General features: G+C 65.2%; 12 protein-coding genes. 6 read left to right on the top strand and 6 right to left on the bottom strand.

Annotation, left to right across the window (positions count from 1 at the left end; genetic code table 11):
* Positions 1-259: 259 nt before the first annotated feature.
* The 3 genes from glgB to CRO75_RS11880 all read right to left on the bottom strand — a co-directional run bounded on the left by glgB (position 260) and on the right by CRO75_RS11880 (position 8,094).
* On the bottom strand, positions 260-2,488 hold the full coding sequence (glgB, locus tag CRO75_RS11870) for a 1,4-alpha-glucan branching protein GlgB (protein WP_097135463.1): 2,229 nt from the start codon (positions 2,486-2,488) through the stop codon (positions 260-262).
* On the bottom strand, positions 2,485-5,832 hold the full coding sequence (treS, locus tag CRO75_RS11875) for a maltose alpha-D-glucosyltransferase (RefSeq protein ID WP_097135464.1): 3,348 nt from the start codon (positions 5,830-5,832) through the stop codon (positions 2,485-2,487). The genes glgB and treS overlap by 4 nt, the downstream gene beginning before the upstream one ends.
* Before the next feature lie 261 nt (positions 5,833-6,093).
* Complete coding sequence (locus CRO75_RS11880) at positions 6,094-8,094, bottom strand: alpha-1,4-glucan--maltose-1-phosphate maltosyltransferase (protein ID WP_097135466.1); 2,001 nt, start codon at positions 8,092-8,094, stop codon at positions 6,094-6,096.
* Between the two features lie 246 nt (positions 8,095-8,340).
* On the opposite strand from CRO75_RS11880, the gene CRO75_RS11885 reads away from it, so the two are divergent.
* The gene (locus CRO75_RS11885; protein ID WP_097135468.1) at positions 8,341-8,538 is read left to right on the top strand and encodes a hypothetical protein; all 198 of its coding nucleotides are present in this window, start codon (positions 8,341-8,343) and stop codon (positions 8,536-8,538) included.
* Between the two features lie 90 nt (positions 8,539-8,628).
* On the opposite strand, the gene CRO75_RS11890 is transcribed toward CRO75_RS11885, so the two are convergent.
* A complete protein-coding gene (locus CRO75_RS11890) occupies positions 8,629-9,141 on the bottom strand; it encodes an MgtC/SapB family protein (protein ID WP_097135514.1) in 513 nt (170 codons plus the stop codon).
* Positions 9,142-9,336: 195 nt separating this feature from the next.
* On the opposite strand from CRO75_RS11890, the gene CRO75_RS11895 reads away from it, so the two are divergent.
* From CRO75_RS11895 to CRO75_RS11915, 5 genes are all read left to right on the top strand, one after another.
* Positions 9,337-9,570: a DUF3203 family protein gene (locus tag CRO75_RS11895; RefSeq protein ID WP_097135471.1), complete on the top strand. Its 234-nt coding sequence runs from the start codon at positions 9,337-9,339 to the stop codon at positions 9,568-9,570.
* A gap of 207 nt (positions 9,571-9,777) precedes the next feature.
* Positions 9,778-11,190, top strand: a complete 1,413-nt coding sequence (gene ccoG, locus CRO75_RS11900) for a cytochrome c oxidase accessory protein CcoG (protein ID WP_097135472.1) — start codon at positions 9,778-9,780, stop codon at positions 11,188-11,190.
* 116 nt (positions 11,191-11,306) lie between these two features.
* A complete protein-coding gene (mapR, locus tag CRO75_RS11905) occupies positions 11,307-12,716 on the top strand; it encodes a GntR family transcriptional regulator MpaR (RefSeq protein WP_007930974.1) in 1,410 nt (469 codons plus the stop codon).
* A gap of 71 nt (positions 12,717-12,787) precedes the next feature.
* Positions 12,788-13,843, top strand: coding sequence for a hypothetical protein (locus CRO75_RS11910; protein WP_097135474.1), 1,056 nt, complete (start codon positions 12,788-12,790; stop codon positions 13,841-13,843).
* 14 nt (positions 13,844-13,857) lie between these two features.
* Positions 13,858-14,643, top strand: a complete 786-nt coding sequence (locus tag CRO75_RS11915) for a PoNe immunity protein domain-containing protein (RefSeq protein ID WP_097135476.1) — start codon at positions 13,858-13,860, stop codon at positions 14,641-14,643.
* 29 nt (positions 14,644-14,672) lie between these two features.
* On the opposite strand, the gene CRO75_RS11920 is transcribed toward CRO75_RS11915, so the two are convergent.
* Together CRO75_RS11920 and CRO75_RS11925 are read right to left on the bottom strand one after the other, a co-directional pair.
* Entirely contained in the window at positions 14,673-15,419 is a 747-nt protein-coding gene (locus CRO75_RS11920; protein WP_097135479.1) for an SDR family oxidoreductase, read from the bottom strand.
* Between the two features lie 397 nt (positions 15,420-15,816).
* A complete protein-coding gene (locus CRO75_RS11925; RefSeq protein WP_097135481.1) occupies positions 15,817-17,895 on the bottom strand; it encodes an EAL domain-containing protein in 2,079 nt (692 codons plus the stop codon).
* Between the last annotated feature and the right edge of the window lie 252 nt (positions 17,896-18,147).

Consider the following 18,147-nt stretch of genomic DNA (forward strand, 5'->3'; position numbering starts at 1 on the left):
AAACCTGTAGCCGCCGCAGGCTGCGATCGGCGGCGCAGCCGACGCAAAGGGAGCATCAGCCATACGCCTCGTCCGGGTTGCGGGCTCTGCGAGCCCGATCGCAGCCTGCGGCAGCGGCTACAGGGGATTGGGTTTTCAGGGACAACTTGAGGGTGTCTGGGCGGATGTCATCGCGAGCAAGCTCGCTCCTACAGGGAACGCGCAACCTCTGTAGGAGCGAGCTTGCTCGCGATCCGCTGCGCGCAGCGGCCAGTCGATATCACGCTTCGGGTTGCAGGATCAGCACCGCCAGCGGCGGCAGGTTCAACGCCAGCGACAACGCCTGGCCGTGGCTCGCCACGTCCTCGGTGAACACCCCGCCGCCATTGCCATAGTTGGACCCGGCGTAGGTATCGGAGTCGCTGTTGAACAACTCGCCCCAGCGCCCGGCGAAGGGCACGCCGATCCGGTAGGCCTGGCGCGGCACCGGGGTGAAGTTGGCCACCACCAGCAGCGGCTTGCCGTCCTTGCTCCAGCGCAGCCAGGCGTAGACGCTGTTGATCGCGTCGTCGCCGATCAGCCACTGGAAGCCCTGGGGCGCGTCGTCCTGGTCGTGCAGCGCCGGATGCTCGCGGTACAGCCGGTTGAGATCGCCCACCAGCTTCTGCACGCCGCGGTGCTCGGGGTATTGCAGCAGGTACCAGTCCAGTTGCTGATCGTGATTCCATTCGCGCCACTGGCCGAACTCGCAGCCCATGAACAGCAGCTTCTTGCCCGGGTGGGTCCACATGAAACTCAGGTAGGCCCGCAGGTTGGCGAACTTCTGCCAGCGGTCGCCGGGCATCTTGTCGATCAGCGAGCGTTTGCCGTGCACCACTTCGTCGTGGGAGATCGGCAGGATGAAGCGCTCGGACCAGGCGTACACCAGGCCGAAGCTCAGTTCGTTGTGGTGATGGGCGCGGTACACTGGGTCCTGCTGGATGTAATGTAGCGAGTCGTGCATCCAGCCCATGTTCCATTTATAGGCGAAGCCCAGGCCGCCCTGCTGGGTACCCTGGCTGACGCCCGGCCAGGCCGTGGACTCCTCGGCGATCACCAGGGCGCCCGGCGCCTCAAGGGACACCACGTCATTCAGGTGACGGAGAAAATCGATGGCTTCGAGGTTCTCGCGCCCGCCATGGCGATTGGGCACCCACTCCCCGGCGTTGCGCGAATAGTCGCGGTAGAGCATCGAGGCCACGGCATCCACCCGCAGGCCGTCGACATGGAAATGCTTGAGCCAGTGCAGCGCCGACGCCAGCATGAAACCGTGGACCTCGGTGCGCCCCAGGTTGTAGATCAGGGTGTCCCAATCCTGGTGGAAACCTTCCAGCGGGTTGCCGTACTCGTACAGCGCGGTGCCGTCGAATTGCGCCAGGCCGTGGGCGTCGGTGGGAAAGTGCGCCGGCACCCAGTCGAGAATCACCCCGATGCCCGCCAGGTGGCAGGCGTTGACGAATGCCGCAAAGTCGTCGGCGCTACCGTAGCGGGCGCTGGGGGCGAACTGCGACAGCGGCTGATAGCCCCAGGAACCGCCGAAGGGATGCTCCATGATCGGCATCAGCTCGATATGGGTGAACCCCAGGTTCTGCACATAGGGGATCAGGCGTTCGGCCAGCTCGTGCCAGTCGTACTGGCGCGCCACCTCGCCCAGATCGTCCACCTCGCATTGCCAGGAGCCGGCATGCAGTTCGTAGATCGACAGGGGCGCGTCCGCGCGCTGGCGTTCGCCACGGGCCTGCATCCAGTCGAAGTCCTGCCAGTCGATGCTCAGCGGGCTGGCGACTTTCGAGGCGGTGTCCGGCGGCAGCTGGGTGGCCAGCGCCACCGGATCGGACTTCAGCGGCAGGATGCCGTGGGCACCGAGGATTTCATATTTGTAGGCTTCGCCCGGGCCCAGGCGCGGAATGAACAGCTCCCAGACCCCGGACGGATGACGCAGGCGCATCGGGTGCCGCCGCCCGTCCCAGACGTTGAAGTCGCCGACCACCGAGACCCGCCGGGCATTCGGCGCCCAGACCGCGAAACGCACGCCGTCGACACCCTCCACGGTTTTCAGCTGCGCGCCGAGGCAGGCACTGAGGTCGCGGTGGTTGCCCTCGGCGAACAGGTACAGGTCCATCTCCCCCAGCAATGGGCCGAAGCTGTAAGGGTCTTCGCCAATATGCTCGCCACCGGCCCATTGCGTACGCAGCAGATAGGGCTGGGCCTGGGCAAAGTGCCCGACGAACAACCCCGGTACCTCGGTGCCCTCCAGGCTGCCCAGCACTGTCACGCCATCGCGAGCCAGCACCTGCACACTCAGGGCGCCCGGCAGGAAGGCACGGATGAATTGGCCGCCGGCGCCGTCGGCATGGGGGCCGAGCACGGCAAAGGGGTCCTGGTGCTCGGCACGCACCAGCGCCTCGACATCCCGGGCGCTAGGCATTGCCTGTTTGACCTCACCCTGTTCCTTGTTCGAGAAACTCATGACTGCTCTCCAGCACTTTTTGTATCGGAAAAGGGTTTCACATCACTCAACAACCTATGCAGCCCCCGCAGCGGCACCGCGAGCCAGGCCGGACGGTTTTCCGCTTCATACGCCACTTCGTAGGCTGCTTTCTCCAGGCTGAACAAGGCCAGCGCGGCGTCCTCGCCATTTTTTTCCTGCCAGGCATGAGCAAGACTAGCTGCCGCCAGCCGGTACGCCTGGACAAACGACTCGCGGGCTTCACGCAGATAACGCTCGGTGACCCGCTGCCGGGCCGCCAGGGCGTGGGCCGAGGCGTCGAGGCTCTGGCCGCCGAGGGCCAGCGCCGCGGCATAGTCGAAGGAGCGCAGCACCCCACTGACGTCCTTGTACGGACTGTGCTTGCCCCGGCGCTCGTCCAGCGGCCGGGCCGGTTCGCCCTCGAAATCGATCAGGTAGGCGTCGCCCTTGATCACCAGCACCTGGCCCAGGTGCAGGTCGCCGTGGACGCGCATACGCAAACCGCCGACCGCCTGTTTCGCCAGGCCCTGGATATGCGCCAGGATCGCCTTCTTGTGTTGGTTCCACGACGCCACGCGCTGTCGATCCTCGGCCGTCAGCTCAGTCTGATGCTGCTTGAGCAAGTGCAAGGCCCGTTCCAGTTGCGCGCCAATCTGCCTGGCCCAGGCCTGGGCGTCCTTGTCGGTACTCGGCCGCGCGCGGAAAGCCGGGTTGGTGGTCGGCGCCGCGAGGACCTGGTGCATTTCCCCCAGGCGCTGGCCGAGCATGCCGGCAAAGTCGCGCAGCTCGCCCAGGGCGTTGTAATGCTGGTCCTGCTCGGACATGGCATCGGCCAGTTCGTCGCGGATCGCCCGCTCCAGGTTGTTCTGGGTCCACTCCCAGGCATCGCCCTGATTGCTCAGGTAACCCTGGGCGATCATCAGCAGGCTGTCCTCGCCCTGCCCGTCCCGGCGGATCACCGAACCGAGCAAGGGTGAAATGTGCTGGAAGCCGGCGGCGGTCAGGTAGGCGCTCATCTCCAGTTCCGGGTGCACGCCGCTGGCCACCTTGCGGATCAGCTTGAGCACCAGGCTACCGCCGATCACCACCGAGCTGTTGGATTGCTCGGCGGACAGGTAGCGCACTTCGGATTCCGCGCCCAGGCCGAGCTCGGCCAGTTGCTCCGTGGCCTCGAAGCGGATCTCGCCCTCGCCACACGGCAGCACGGTGTGCGTCTGGATCGCCTGCAGGACATTGTGGACAAAGCTTTCCAGGGCAAAGGCATCGGTGATCAGCCCCACCTGGCGGCCACGGCGCACCCGCGCCAGGGCCAGTTGCTGCGGCAGCGCGGCGCCGATCTGCTCTTCGCCGAGCAAGCCGAACGGCAACTGGTAGCGCCCGCTCTGGCCGCCGCCGCTGACCTCCAGCTCGCTGAGCAACACCGGATGCTGCGGATCGCCAAAGCGCACGCCATAGGCGATGTGCACCTGTTCGATGGCGCTGTCCTTGCCGGCGAACCAGCGGCGCTTGGGCAGCCAGGTCGGCAGCGAACTCTGCTCCAGGGTGGTGCGCGACGGCGCTTCGAGCAATTCCTCGAGGCGCTTTTTCAGCACCAGGGTGGTGAAGTCCGGCAGGCTCTGGGCCGGCTCCACATGCCAGCTCGGCATCTGGTTTTCCGCCGCCAGGACAAACCAGTAGAAACCGTAGGGCGCCAGGGTCAGGAGGAAATTCAGCTGGCCGATTGGCGGGAAGGCATTCCCGCCGAGCATCTCCACCGGCACCATGCCGGCGAACGCCGACAGGTCCAGTTCCGCCGCCTGGGCGCTGCGCGACACATTGGCCACGCAGAGGATGATTTCGTGCTTGCCGTCGGGCCCGGTGTATTCGCGGGTATAGGCCAGGATCCGGCGGTTGCTCGGCGACAGCATCTTCAGGCTGCCGCGGCCGAAGGCCTTGGACTGTTTGCGGATCGCCAGCATGCGCCGGGTCCAGTTGAGCAGTGAATGCGGGTCGCCGGCCTGGGTCTCGACATTCACCGACTGGTAGCCGTACAGCGGGTCCATGATCGGCGGCAGGACCAGGCTCGCCGGGTCGGCCCGGGAGAAGCCGCCGTTGCGGTCGATCGACCATTGCATCGGCGTGCGCACGCCATCGCGGTCGCCCAGGTAGATGTTGTCGCCCATGCCGATCTCGTCGCCGTAATACAGGGTCGGCGTGCCCGGCATCGACAGCAGCAGGCTGTTGAGCAGCTCGACCCGGCGGCGGTCGCGCTCCATCAGCGGCGCCAGGCGCCGGCGAATCCCCAGGTTGATCCGCGCGCGTCGGTCGGCGGCGTAGTAGTTCCACAGGTAGTCGCGCTCGCGGTCGGTGACCATCTCCAGGGTCAGCTCATCGTGGTTGCGCAGGAAGATCGCCCATTGGCAGTTGGCGGGAATCTCCGGGGTCTGGCGCAGGATGTCGGTGATCGGGAAGCGGTCTTCCTGGGCCAGCGCCATGTACATGCGCGGCATCAATGGGAAGTGGAAGGCCATGTGGCATTCGTCGCCGTCATTGCCCTTCACATCGCCAAAATATAATTGGGTGTCTTCCGGCCACTGGTTGGCTTCGGCCAGCAGCATGCGATCCGGGTAGTTGGCGTCGATCTCGGCGCGGATCTGCTTGAGCACGTCGTGGGTCTCGGGCAGGTTCTCGTTGTTGGTGCCGTCGCGTTCGATCAGGTAGGGAATGGCGTCCAGGCGCAGGCCGTCGATGCCCATGTCCAGCCAGTAGCGCATCACCGACAGGACCGCCTTCATCACCTGCGGGTTGTCGAAGTTGAGGTCCGGCTGGTGGGAATAGAAGCGGTGCCAGAAGTACTGGCCGGCCACCGGGTCCCAGGTCCAGTTGGATTTTTCGGTGTCGAGAAAGATGATCCGCGTGCCGTCGTACTTCTGATCGTCATCGGACCACACATAGAAATCCCGCGCCTTGGAGCCGGCCTTGGCCTTGCGCGCCCGCTGGAACCAGGGGTGCTGGTCCGAGGTGTGGTTGATGACCAGCTCGGTGATCACCCGCAGCCCGCGCTTATGGGCCTCGGCGATAAACCGCCGGGCGTCGGCCAGGGTCCCGTAGTCGGGGCTGACGCCGCGGTATTCGGCGATGTCGTACCCGTCGTCGCGGCGCGGCGAGGGATAGAACGGCAGCAGCCAGATGGTGTTCACCCCCAGGTCGGCGATGTAGTCGAGCTTGGCGATCAACCCGGGAAAATCGCCGATCCCGTCGTTGTTGGAGTCGAAATAGGATTTGACGTGAACCTGATAGATCACCGCGTCCTTGTACCAGAGCGGGTCCTTGATGAAGGTGGCTGACCTGGGTTTCTTCGCCATGGGTAACTCCTGAAAAATTCATTGATCCGTGGCTGTGTAACTGCCCTGTAGCCGCTGCCGAGCCCGCGAGGCTGCGACAAGGTCCGCAGGACCTTCAAGGGCCCCAAGAGCGCGTCCCGTTCCGGGCCGATCGCAGCCTGCGGCAGCGGCTACATCGATCGCGCTCCTCTGTAGCCGCTGCCGAGCCTGCGAGGCTGCGATAAGGTCCGCAGGACCTTCGAGGCCGCCAGGAACACGTCCCGTTCCGGGCCGTCCGCAAAATCAGGCAACGCTGATGCGCCAGATACCGAACGGTTGCTGCCAGGGTTCGATCCGCATGAACTGGGTCTTGCCGTACCAGGTCCAGCGATGGCCATTCATCAGGTCCTCGCCCTGGGTCTGCGCATCGTCGGGCAGGCCCAGTTCCCACAGCGGCAATTCGAAATGCGCTTCCTGAGCGTTGAACGGGTCGAGGCTGACCGCCACCAGGATGAAGTTGTCGAGGTCGGCGGTACGCTTGCCGAAATACAAGATGTTGTCGTTCCAGGCGTTGTAGACCTGCAAGCCCAGGTGCGTCTGCAGCGCCGGGTTCTGCCGACGGATGCGGTTGAGCTGGGCGATCTCGGCAATGATGTTGCCGGGGGCGTTGAAGTCCCGGGGGCGGATCTCGTATTTCTCCGAGTCCAGGTATTCCTCGCGCCCCGGAACCGGCGCCGCCTCGCACAGCTCGAACCCCGAATACATGCCCCACAGGCCCGAGCCCATGGTGGCCAGCGCGGCGCGGATGAGAAACCCCGGGCGCCCCGAGTCATGGAGAAAGAACGGGTTGATGTCCGGCGTGTTGACGAAGAAGTTCGGCCGGTAGCATTCGCGCCACGGCGACTGGTTGAGTTCGGTGAAGTAAGTCGCCAGTTCGCTCTTGGTGTTGCGCCAGGTGAAATAGGTGTAGCTCTGGGAATAACCGACCTTGCCCAGGCGCGCCATCATCGCCGGCGTGGTGAAGGCCTCGGCGAGAAAGATCACCTCCGGGTAGCGCGCCCGCACATCGGCGATCAGCCACTGCCAGAACGGCAGCGGCTTGGTATGCGGGTTGTCCACGCGAAAGATCTTCACCCCCTCCTCGACCCAGCCGACCACGATGTCGCGCAGCTCCAGCCACAGGCTGGGGATGGCCTCGATGGCATAGAAGTCGACGTTGACGATGTCCTGGTATTTCTTCGGCGGGTTCTCGGCGTATTTGATACTGCCGTCCGGGCGCCAGTTGAACCACCCCGGATGCTGCTTGAGCCAGGGATGGTCCTGGGAACACTGGATGGCGAAATCCAGGGCGATCTCCAGGCCGTGCTCGGCGGCCGCCGCCACCAGGCGGCGGAAATCCTCGCGGCTGCCGAGCTGCGGATGGATCGCCTCGTGGCCACCCTCTTCGCTGCCGATCGCATAGGGGCTGCCCGGCTCGTCGGGGCCGGCGGTCAGCGAGTTATTGCGGCCCTTGCGGAAGCTGCGGCCGATGGGATGGATCGGCGGGAAGTACAGCACGTCGAAACCCATGTCATGGATCATCGCCAGGCGCGAGTGCACATCATTGAAAGTGCCATGACGGGCCGGATCATCGGTGATCGAACGGGGAAACAGCTCGTACCAGCTGGCGAACTGCGCGCGTTCGCGCTCCACGTCCAGCGGATATTCCGGGCTCAGGCTCAGGTAGGGACGGTGGTCGGACTCGGCCATCAGCCGTGCACTGCGTTCGTGCAGGAACAGCGCCACCTGCTCGGCTTCGAGCAGCGTCGCCAGCTCATGGTGCAGCGCCAGCAACTGCTCGCGCAACGGCCCTTCGCTGCGCTCGGCGGCGTGCAGCACATGGCTGCGGCCCTCCTGCAATTCGAGGCTGACCGCGACGCCGGCCTGGTGTTTTTTCTGCAGTTCGTAGCAGAAGCTGGCGAACTGATCGATCCAGGCCTCGATGCAATACAGGTAGCGGCCCTGGCTGGGCACTGTGAACTGGCCTTCCCAGCTATTGTTGCCGAGGTCTTCCATGGTTTCGCTGTGCCAGTGGCTGTCGGCTTCGGCGCACCAGCGGATGCGCACGGCCAGCTTGTCGTGGCCGTCGGCGAACACCTTGCTGCTGACCCGCACCACCTGCCCCTCCACCGCCTTGACCGCGAACTGGCCACCGTCGATCAGCGGCCGGGTGTTCTCGATGACGATGCGTGGCAGCAGCAAGGCCTGCGACAGGGGCAGGTTCGGGTTGTATTGCAGTTCAGTCGGTCTTTTTTCGGCAGTCATCGAGCATCACTCCTTACGCCCCATGGACGCTCTGTTGCTGGTCTATTCCGGCGCGGGCCCTCTCTTGGGAGCGGCCCCCAGGGTCGGCAACCACCCGCGCGGATCAGCGAAGCACTTAGGTTCCGAGACACCAGGGCCGGGAAAGTTCACCCGGATTTGCCTCCCTTCGCACCGGGAATCAAATCGCCGGGGCGAGGGTCCACCTTGGGAGACTGTGCAAAACCAAGCACAAAGGAGGCCATGCCGATGAGTATCCCGATCCCCGCGGAAACGCCCGATCCGAACATCGATCGCCCGACCTTGCCGCCAATCGTGCCCCCAACAGGGCCGGAACCGGTGCCCGAAGAAGATCCACCGGAAACGACCCCGCCGCCCAAGGAGGAGCCGCCGAGCGATCCGGCGCCGGTCATTGCTTGCGGTCACAGCATTACGCCCAAATCATGACAAGCGTAGACAATCGGTTGCCCGTCGCTGCCTTCGCCAACCGGCCGCGGGCCTCCCTTCGTTGCTGGTCGCGAGCGTGTCGGCGACGCTTCAGGGCGTTCCTCCGGGCGGTTCCTCATCGCCTTCCAGCTTGTGCACTATCCAGGGCATCACGCTGAAGACCGCCAGGGCCAGCAGGGTGCTGAGCACCGCCGTGGCTTCGCGGCCAACGCCCACCGAGACGCCGATCGCCGCGGTCATCCACAGCCCGGCCGCGGTGGTCAGGCCTTTGACGCGCCCCTCGTCCTGCGTGCCCTTGAGAATGGTGCCCGCGCCGAGAAAACCGATACCGGCGATCACCCCCTGCACCACCCGGCTCATGGCATCGGCCTGGGCGCCGGACATCTGCGGCACCAGCACGAACAACGCCGCCCCCAGCGCCACCAGCATATGGGTGCGCACCCCGGCGGCCTTGCCCTTGTGCTCGCGCTCAAAACCGAGAATGCCGCCCAGCAGCGCGGCGATCAGCAGGCGTACGGTGATCTGGGTGAGTTGCCGGGCATCGCCGATGTCGGCGAACTCCGCTTGCAGGGTGACCCAGACTTCATGCCACCAAGCGTTCATGCGCAGGTCCTTTCCGTTCGGGTTCTCAGGTTCTTGGCTGGCGGACGGCGACAAGGCAGCCCCTCCTTAATGAAAGGACAGCGACGCCGGACAAAAGGTGCGATCCGCCGCCCGGCGACCATTGATCGGTCGGGCAGAACCCCGGACGGCAGCCGGGCCCTAAAAACCGTACCCACCACACAACAGGATTCGACCATGAGCCTGCGCATCGAAAACCGGATCTGCCATTTCGACACCGAAGACCTTCACGCCCGCCTGCCAGCCAGCGCCGTGACCGTGATCACCGACGCGGCCAAGTCGATGTCGGCGGTCGACCTCGAAGGCCGGCGCCTCTACATCACCGAAGCAGAAGCCGACGCATTGACCGTAGCAGGCGCCACCGACGGCCGGCGTCACCTGCACGCCAGCGACAGTGATTCGGTGATTTGACTGATCTGCATCACGGCGCCCCACGCAGGCCTGTGCCAGACGCCGACGGCGCCCGATAACGGGCGCCTGGCCGGGTATGGCAAGTTGTCGCAGGGCGGCCCTTCGCGGCCATCTGATCTGCTTTTTATTGCAATACCTGAGTCTGTTATGCAAACAGATCGCTGGGCATAGTTCGTCTGCCTGATGGAGGCTGATGAGCGAACGACCATGAGCGAAAGAATCCCCGTCCGATTAGTAGAAACATTCGAGCCTGCGCGCGCAAAGACGAAGGCCAAATCCAGCGACAACCTGATCCACACCCGCAGTTTCACCGGCCTGTTCCGCACCCTGCGCATGAGCGGCGCGGGCTTCCTGTTCCTGCTGTTCTTCGGCACCGTGTGGTTGAACTGGGGCGGCCGCCAGGCGGTGCTCTGGGACCTCGCGGAAAGCAAGTTCCATATCTTCGGCGCCACCTTCTGGCCGCAGGATTTCATCCTGCTCTCGGCGTTGCTGATCATCTGCGCCTTCGGCCTGTTCGCCATCACCGTGTTCGCCGGCCGCGTCTGGTGCGGCTACACCTGCCCGCAGAGCTCCTGGACCTGGCTGTTCATGTGGTGCGAGAAGATCACCGAGGGTGAACGCAACCAGCGCATCAAGCTTGCGGCCGCGCCCTGGAACCTGAACAAGCTGATCCGCCGTTCGGCCAAGCACAGCCTGTGGCTGGCCATCAGCCTGCTCACCGGCCTGACCTTCGTCGGTTACTTCACGCCGATCCGGCCGCTGGCCGAGGAACTGCTGACCCTGCAGATCGGCGGCGTCAGCCTGTTCTGGGTGCTGTTCTTCACCGGCGCCACCTACCTCAACGCCGGCTGGCTGCGCGAGGCGGTGTGCATGCACATGTGCCCTTATGCGCGGTTCCAGAGCGTAATGTTCGACAAGGACACCCTGACCATTTCCTACGACCCGGCCCGTGGCGAAATTCGCGGCCCGCGCAAACGCGGCGTGAAACCCAGCGATATCGGCCTCGGCGACTGCATCGATTGCCAGCTGTGCGTGCAGGTCTGCCCGACCGGCATCGACATCCGCGACGGCCTGCAGATGGAGTGCATCGGCTGCGCCGCCTGCATCGACGCCTGCGATTCGATCATGGACAAGATGGGTTATGCCCGGGGCCTGATCAGCTACACCTCGGAACACCAGTTGCAGGGTGGCAAGACCCATCTGCTGCGCCCGCGCCTGATCGGCTACAGCGCGGTGCTGCTGGTGATGATCGGCGCCCTGGCCCTGGCGCTGGTGGAGCGGCCGATGGTGTCGCTGGACGTCAGCAAGGACCGTGGCCTGTTCCGCGAAAACAGCCTGGGCCAGATCGAGAACATCTACAGCCTGAAGATCATCAACAAGACCCAGCAACGCCAGGATTACCGCCTGCAACTGGTGGACGGCGACGGCTTCCAGCTGCAAGGCAAGACCGAAGTCAGCCTGGCCGCGGGCGAGATCGTCGACCTGCCGGTGTCGGTGGCGATGATCGCCGAGCAGCCGCAGAGCAGTTCCCAGGAGCTGAGTTTCAAGGTGGTCGACGCCGACCAGCCGCAGATCTACAGCGTGGCCAAGAGCCGGTTTGTTGCGCCCTTGAACCGTTGATCCCTTAGACTGGGCGCCGCTTTGCGGCTATCGCGGACGAGCCTCGCTCCGGCAATGGAGCGAGGCTTGTCCGCGGTAAACGCCCAGACACCGCAGAACCCAACCCGAGCCGCCCCATGAAACGCTACGAAAAATTCGCCGACGACATCGCTGAACTGATCCGCTCCGGGGTGCTCGGCCCCGGCCAGCGCGTACCTTCGGTACGTTACGCCAGCCAGACCTATGGGGTCAGCCCGTCCACGGTGTTCCAGGCCTATTACCTGCTGGAGCGGCGCGGCCTGATCCGCGCCCGGCCGCGCTCCGGCTACTTCGTCAACACCCATGCGCCGAGCCCGTTCTCGGAGCCGGTGATCAGCAGCCAGGTCAACGAGTCCACCGAGGTCGATGTCAGCGAACTGGTGTTCTCGGTGCTGGACTCGATCAAGGACCCGACCACCGTGCCGTTCGGCTCGGCCTTTCCCAGCCCGACCCTGTTCCCGCTGCAGCGCCTGTCGCGCTCCCTGGCCAGCGCCAGCCGCGAGATGGACCCGCGCGTGGTGGTCACCGACATGTCGCCGGGCAACCCGCAGCTGCGCCGGCAGATCGCCCTGCGCTACATGGTCGGCGGGCTGATGCTGCCCATGGAAGAACTGCTGATCACCAACGGCGCCCTGGAAGCCCTGAACCTGTGCCTGCAGGCGGTGACCGAACCCGGCGACCTGGTGGCCATCGAGGCGCCGGCCTTCTACGCCAGCCTGCAAGTGCTGGAGCGCCTGAAACTCAAGGCGGTGGAAATCCCCGTGCACCCGCGGGACGGCATCGACCTGGGAGTGCTGGCGCAGACCCTGGAGCGGCACCCGATCAAGGCCTGCTGGTGCATGACCAGCTTCCAGAACCCCATGGGCGCGACCATGCCCGAGGCGAAGAAGCAGGAACTGGTGGCGTTGCTGCGCAGCCATCAGGTGCCGCTGATCGAGGACGACGTCTACGCCGAGCTGTACTACGGCCAGCAGGCGCCGAAACCGGCCAAGGCCTTCGACACCGAGGGCCTGGTGATGCATTGCGGCTCGTTCGCCAAGAGCCTGGCACCGGGTTATCGCATCGGCTGGGTCGCCGCCGGGCGTTACGCGCAGAAGATCGAACGGCTGAAACTGATGACCTCGCTGTGCGCCTCGATGCCGGCCCAGGCGGCCATCGCCGACTACCTGCAACACGGCGGCTACGACCGCCATCTGCGCAAACTGCGCTACGCCCTGGAAGAACAGCAGAGCGCCATGCTCGCCGCCATCGCCCGCTACTTCCCGGCGCAGACCCGGGTCAGCCAGCCGGCCGGCGGCTACTTCCTGTGGCTGGAACTGCCGGCGCAGATGGATTCGTTGAAGCTGTTCCAGATGGCCCTGGCCCAGGGCATCAGCATCGCCCCGGGACCGATCTTCTCGCCGACCCAGCGCTTTCGAAACTGCATCCGCCTGAACTACGGCAGCCCGTGGAACGAAGCGGCGGAACAGGCCATGGAAACCCTGGGACGGATCGTGCGGTCGTTCTAATCAGAGGCCTTGCCGCCCCTTCACAATTGCTGCAGCATCCGCGCTCCAATTTTCCAGGGAAGGAGCGCGGCATGGTCGAAGACCTGTATTACGACGACTATCCAGAGGCCAAGGCCGAGCTGACCAAGGCTATTCAGCGCGGGCGCCTGCCACTGCTGGCCCAGGAGCTCAACGCCTATGACTGTATACAGGCGATCTTCGAGCTGGACGCGGTGAACAATCCCCAGGACGAGGACGATGCCTTCTTCGACCTGGCCCTGGCCCTGATCGGCTGGGTCCCCGGCCCCGGCCAGGAGTTGAAGATCATCCTGCGCCTGATCAACCGCGCACCCCAGCGTCATGCCGAAAGCCTGTTCGACCTGATCCGCCATACCCTGCTGGCCTGCCGCCTGAAGACCAGCCCCGAGCAGTTGCTGGAAAAATGCCTGGACCCGCGGCACCTGAGCGAGGAAATGCCCGAGATCGTCAGTGCCGTGCGCGCCTCCTCCACCTTCAATGGCCTGACACCCCAGCAACAGCGGCTGGTGATCCACAACCTCGATGAAGCCCGGGAACACAGCGAATTTCTCATGGAGTCGGTGCGCAACCGCATCGCGCCCTGGGTCGCCGCACAGCGCAACAACTCGGCCGCCGCCCACAGCCGCGGCCCGGCCCTGCTGGCCAAGCCGCAGTCTTCCCTCGAGCCGGGCAAGACAGTCGTCCGCAGCGCACCGCAGTCCGAATCCCGCGACGCCGCCCGCACCACCCAGGCGATCAACCAAGGCCTCGAACCGCTCACCGGCGAAGGCCACTGGCTGGAACTGAACCTGCATTACCCCAACCTGGAACCGGTGTCCGGCGCCGCCTACCGGGTCGTCTTCAGTGACGGCTCGCAAGCCGAAGGCAGCCTGGACGACGAAGGCTTCGCCCGCCTGGAAGGCATTCCTCCCGGCCCGGCCCAGGTGTACTACGGCGAAGACCCGCGGCCCTACCAGCGCCTGCCGATCCGCGCCCTGCCAGCCGACCTGCGGCAGCTGGAAGAAGAGTTGGAAGCCCTTGAGCTGGAACCGACCGAAGTGGACCTGCCGACCCTTCTGCTCGAAGCCTCCCAGCGCAAGGCGCCCTTCACCCTGATTCCCGTTTACTGAACCCAGGCCCCGACATGAACCGCAGACAAGTGTTTCTCAGCCACCAGCAGTACCAGCAGCAGCGCGAAAGCCTGGAGGGCGTCGAAGCCCACTGGCGGAGCCACTCGATGATGGCCGACAGCCCGCTTCAGGAGGCCTCCCTCAAGGCCTGGGAAGTCCAGCAGGCACGGCTGCACCGCCTGATCCTGGGCTACACCGGCGGCGAGCCGCTGGAGCAACTGGCCCAGGCCCTGGATGGGGTGATCGAGGCCTACGAAGACTATCAGCGCAAACTGGCGCTCCATGAGGAGATACCGGACATCGCGCCCCTGGCCATCGACGACTACCCACACGACTTCGAGGAGTACGTGCAAGTCATCGGCCTGTGCATCCTGCTGCAACGCGGCGACCTGCTGCCACGCCTGGCGTTGCTGCAAGACCGCGCCGGCTATAAAGGTGACGACACCCTGGTCGAAGACTTGCTCACGGCCTACCTGCCCGACCGCGAGGACGTGGACCAGTGGAACCACGAGGTCTACACGCCCCTGGTCAAGGCCATCTATGTCGAGGACCCGAGCGAGGCCCGCGAGTTGCTGGTGGAGTATTGCAACCAGTGGTACCTGGCGTTCGAGCACGCCTCCTGGCACGACAGCCACCTGGACGACGAGGACGGCGGTTACTTTGGTTACTGGGCGTTCGAAGCGGCGGCCATCGCCTACCTGTACGGCCTCAACGACAGCGCGGTGCGGCACATGGTCTTCCCTCGGGACATGCTCGAGTACGCCCGCCGCTTCAGCCCGCCACCGATTCCAGGCCGGTAGGCGCCTGCAAGACCGGCTCTAGCACCCGGTCAGCGGCCGCCGCCCAGGTCGATAAAGGTCCCGGTGGAATACGAGGCCTTGTCCGACAGCAGCCAGATGATCGCCTCCGCCACTTCGTCCGGGCGGCCGCCGCGGCCCATGGGGATGGCGGACTCCAGCTTGCTGACGCGGTCGGCGTCGCCGCTCAGGGCATGGAAGTCGGTGTAGATGTAGCCCGGGCGCACGCCGTTGACGCGGATGCCTTCTCCGGCGACTTCCTTGGACAGGCCGATGGTGAAGGTGTCCAGCGCCCCCTTGGAGGCGGCGTAGTCGATGTACTCGCCGGGCGCGCCCAGGCGGGCGGCGACCGAGGACACATTGACGATGCTGCCGCCCTGCCCGCCATGCCTTGGCGACATGCGCAGCACCGCGTGCTTGGCGCAGAGGATCGGCCCGAGCACGTTGGTCTTGAGGGTCTTGAGAATGCGGAATTCGGACATTTCGTCGAGCCGCGACTTCTGCCCGACGGTCCCGGCGTTATTCACCAGCGCGGTGACCCGCCCCAACTCGGCATCGACCCGCTGGTAGAGGGCGATCACTTCGTCCTCGATGCTGACATCGGCCCGCACGGCAATCGCCTGGGCGCCCAGGCCACGCACCTGCTCCAGCACCTGGAAGGCCGCCTGTTCGTCGGCCTGGTAGTTGATGCAGATGCGATAGCCCTGTTGCGCGGCCAGCAGCGCGGTGGCCGCGCCAATACCGCGACCGCCACCGGTGATGAGGATGACTTTGTCCATGCTGCCAACTCCCTCGCTGATCTTTGAACGCCGCCAATTAAACACCCTGGGGCGAGCGTTGCAAACCTTCTCCGCCCCGTGGCTGGTCGCCGGTCGGCGTGTCTATCCAGGCAGATCGCGGGCTTGGAGTTTGCGCTCGCTGCGTCGGAGTGCCGCCCAAACCGTTCGCAGCCTCGCAGGCTCGGCAGCGGCTACGGGAGTCGGCTGCAACGCGATCGATGTCGCCGCTGCCGCAGGCTGCGATCGGCCGGTACGGCCGTGGCGTTCTCACGCCAGCAAATCCTTATGGGTCGACGCTGTCTGGTCAATCGAGCGTCGACCGGCCGCTCCTACAGAAGTCTCTGTAGCCGCTGCCGCAGGCTGCGAACCGGCGAAGCAGGCAGGCTTTTCGAGGCGCTCAGAGTGCCAGCTGTTCGGCCTGCTGGATGTTCTGCATGAACCGTGCGGCCGGCAGCGGATGGCCGAGGAAATAACCTTGCAGCGAATCGCAGCCCAGCTGGGTCAGGAAGTTCTGCTGCACGTCGGTTTCCACGCCCTCGGCAACGATCCGCAAGCCCAGGGCCTGGCCCAGGGCGACGATGGCCGAGACGATCGCCGCATCGTCGCTGTCGTGCTCCAGGTCGCGGACGAAACCGCGGTCGATCTTCAATTCGTTGGCCGGCAGGCGCTTGAGGTACATCAGGCTCGAATAACCGGTACCGAAGTCGTCGATGGACAGGTCCACGCCCATCTCCGCCAGTTGCTTGAGCACGGTCATGCTGGCGTCGGCATCGCTCATGGCCGTGGTCTCGGTGATCTCCAGGGTCAGGCTGTTGGCCGGCAAGCGGTGCAGGCTCAGCGCCTTCGCCACGCTGTCGACCAGCCCGGCATGGCAGAACTGCAACGCCGAGATGTTCACCGCGATCCGCCAGCCTTCATAACCTTCGCTGTACCACTCGCGCATCTGCCGGCAGGCCTCGTTGAGCACCCACTCGCCGATGGGGATGATCAGCCCGGTCTTTTCCGCAAGGTCAATGAACTTATCCGGCAGCAGCAGCCCCAGTTGCGGGTGCTCCCAGCGCAACAAGGCCTCGGCGCCTACCGGCAAGCCGTTGGCGGCATCGAACTTGGGCTGGTAATAGAGCCTGAACTCGCCGTGCTCGACGGCATGGCGCAGGTCCTGCAGCAACTGCAGTTGCCGGCGCGCGTCGCTGTTCATCGAGGCGTCGAAGAAGCTGTAGCCGTTCTTGCCGGTGCCCTTGGCGTGATACATCGCCGCATCGGCGTTCATCAGCAGTTCCTGGGGCGTCAGGCCGTTGCCCGGGTACACCGCGATGCCGACGCTGGCGGAGATCTGCAACTCGTGTTCGGCGACCCGGAATGCCTGGCCGATCAGGCCCACCTGGCGCGCGGCCAGGCGCAAGGCATCGTCCGCCTCGTTCAGTTGCACCAGCAGCACGAACTCATCGCCGCCGATCCGCGCCAGGGTGTCCTGGCTGCGCAGGTCTTCGCGCAGGCGCACCGCCACCTCGCGCAGCAACTGGTCGCCCATGTGATGGCCGAAGGCATCGTTGACCGGCTTGAAGCCGTCCAGGTCGATGAACATCAGCGCGAAACAACCGCCCTGCTCCGTCACCCGCTGCATCGCCTGGTCGATACGGTCGGCCAGCAGCGTGCGGTTCGGCAGGCCGGTCAGGGTGTCGTGCAGCGCCAGTTGGGTCAACTCGCGGTTGGCCACGGTCAGCGACTCGGCCAGCACCGCGGTGCGCGCTTCCAGGCGCGCGTCGAGTACCGAGGTCAGCAAGGCAATGATCAGCACCGCCAGGGTGGTGATCAGCACCAGGTTGTCCAGGCCCTTGCCGCTCAGGCCATCCACCGCCGCGCCACAGAAACTGCCGTCGGCGAACCGCGCCGCGGCCATGCCGGTGTAGTGCATGCCGACAATGGCGATGCCCATCACCACCGCGGCCCCACAGCGGGCCAAACGTACATAAGGGGTATTGCGGCGCAGGCGGAAGGCGATCCACAGCGCCGCGGCCGAGGCGCCGACGGCAATCAGCAGCGAGGCGCCGAACAGGCTCGGGTCGTAGTCGATGCCCGGCTGCATGCGCATCGCCGCCATGCCGGTGTAATGCATGGCGCTGATCCCGGCGCCCATGACCAGCGCGCCGAAGGCCAGCTGCCAGAGCGGCAGGCTCTGCTGGCTCACCAGCCATAGGGCGAAACCGCAGGACAGCACGGAAATCAGCAGCGACAGCGCGGTGATGCCGGTGTCGTAGCCCAGGTCGATGGGCAGGCTGAAGGCGAGCATGCCGATAAAGTGCATCGACCACACGCCGATGCCCATGGCCAGGGCGCCGCCGGCCATCCACAAGAGTGCCGCCCGACCACGCGTGGTGGCGATGCGACCGGTCAGGTCGAGTGCGGTGTAAGAGGCGAGAATCGCCACAAACAGGGAAATCAGAACCAGGGCGGGAGAGTAGGTACCGGTGAGCATGAACGTCTCGTGGCGTTAGCCGGAAGCGTCCATGCCCGGCGGTAAAAAGGCGCAATTGTACTGCTTGCGTACAGAAACACACTCACAAAGTAAGCAAAAAGCCATCAGTCGGACGAAAGTAACCGGTTGATAAAACAAACCGGTTACAGCGACTCGACCGCTGACAACGGTGACACAACGCCAGGGACGCCGCTATCGACGTAGCCGCTGGCGCAGCCTGCGATCGAGCGCGTAGCGCTCGCAAAGCGGACA

This window comes from Pseudomonas sp. LAMO17WK12:I10 (assembly GCF_900215185.1).
Lineage (GTDB): Bacteria > Pseudomonadota > Gammaproteobacteria > Pseudomonadales > Pseudomonadaceae > Aquipseudomonas > Aquipseudomonas chlororaphis.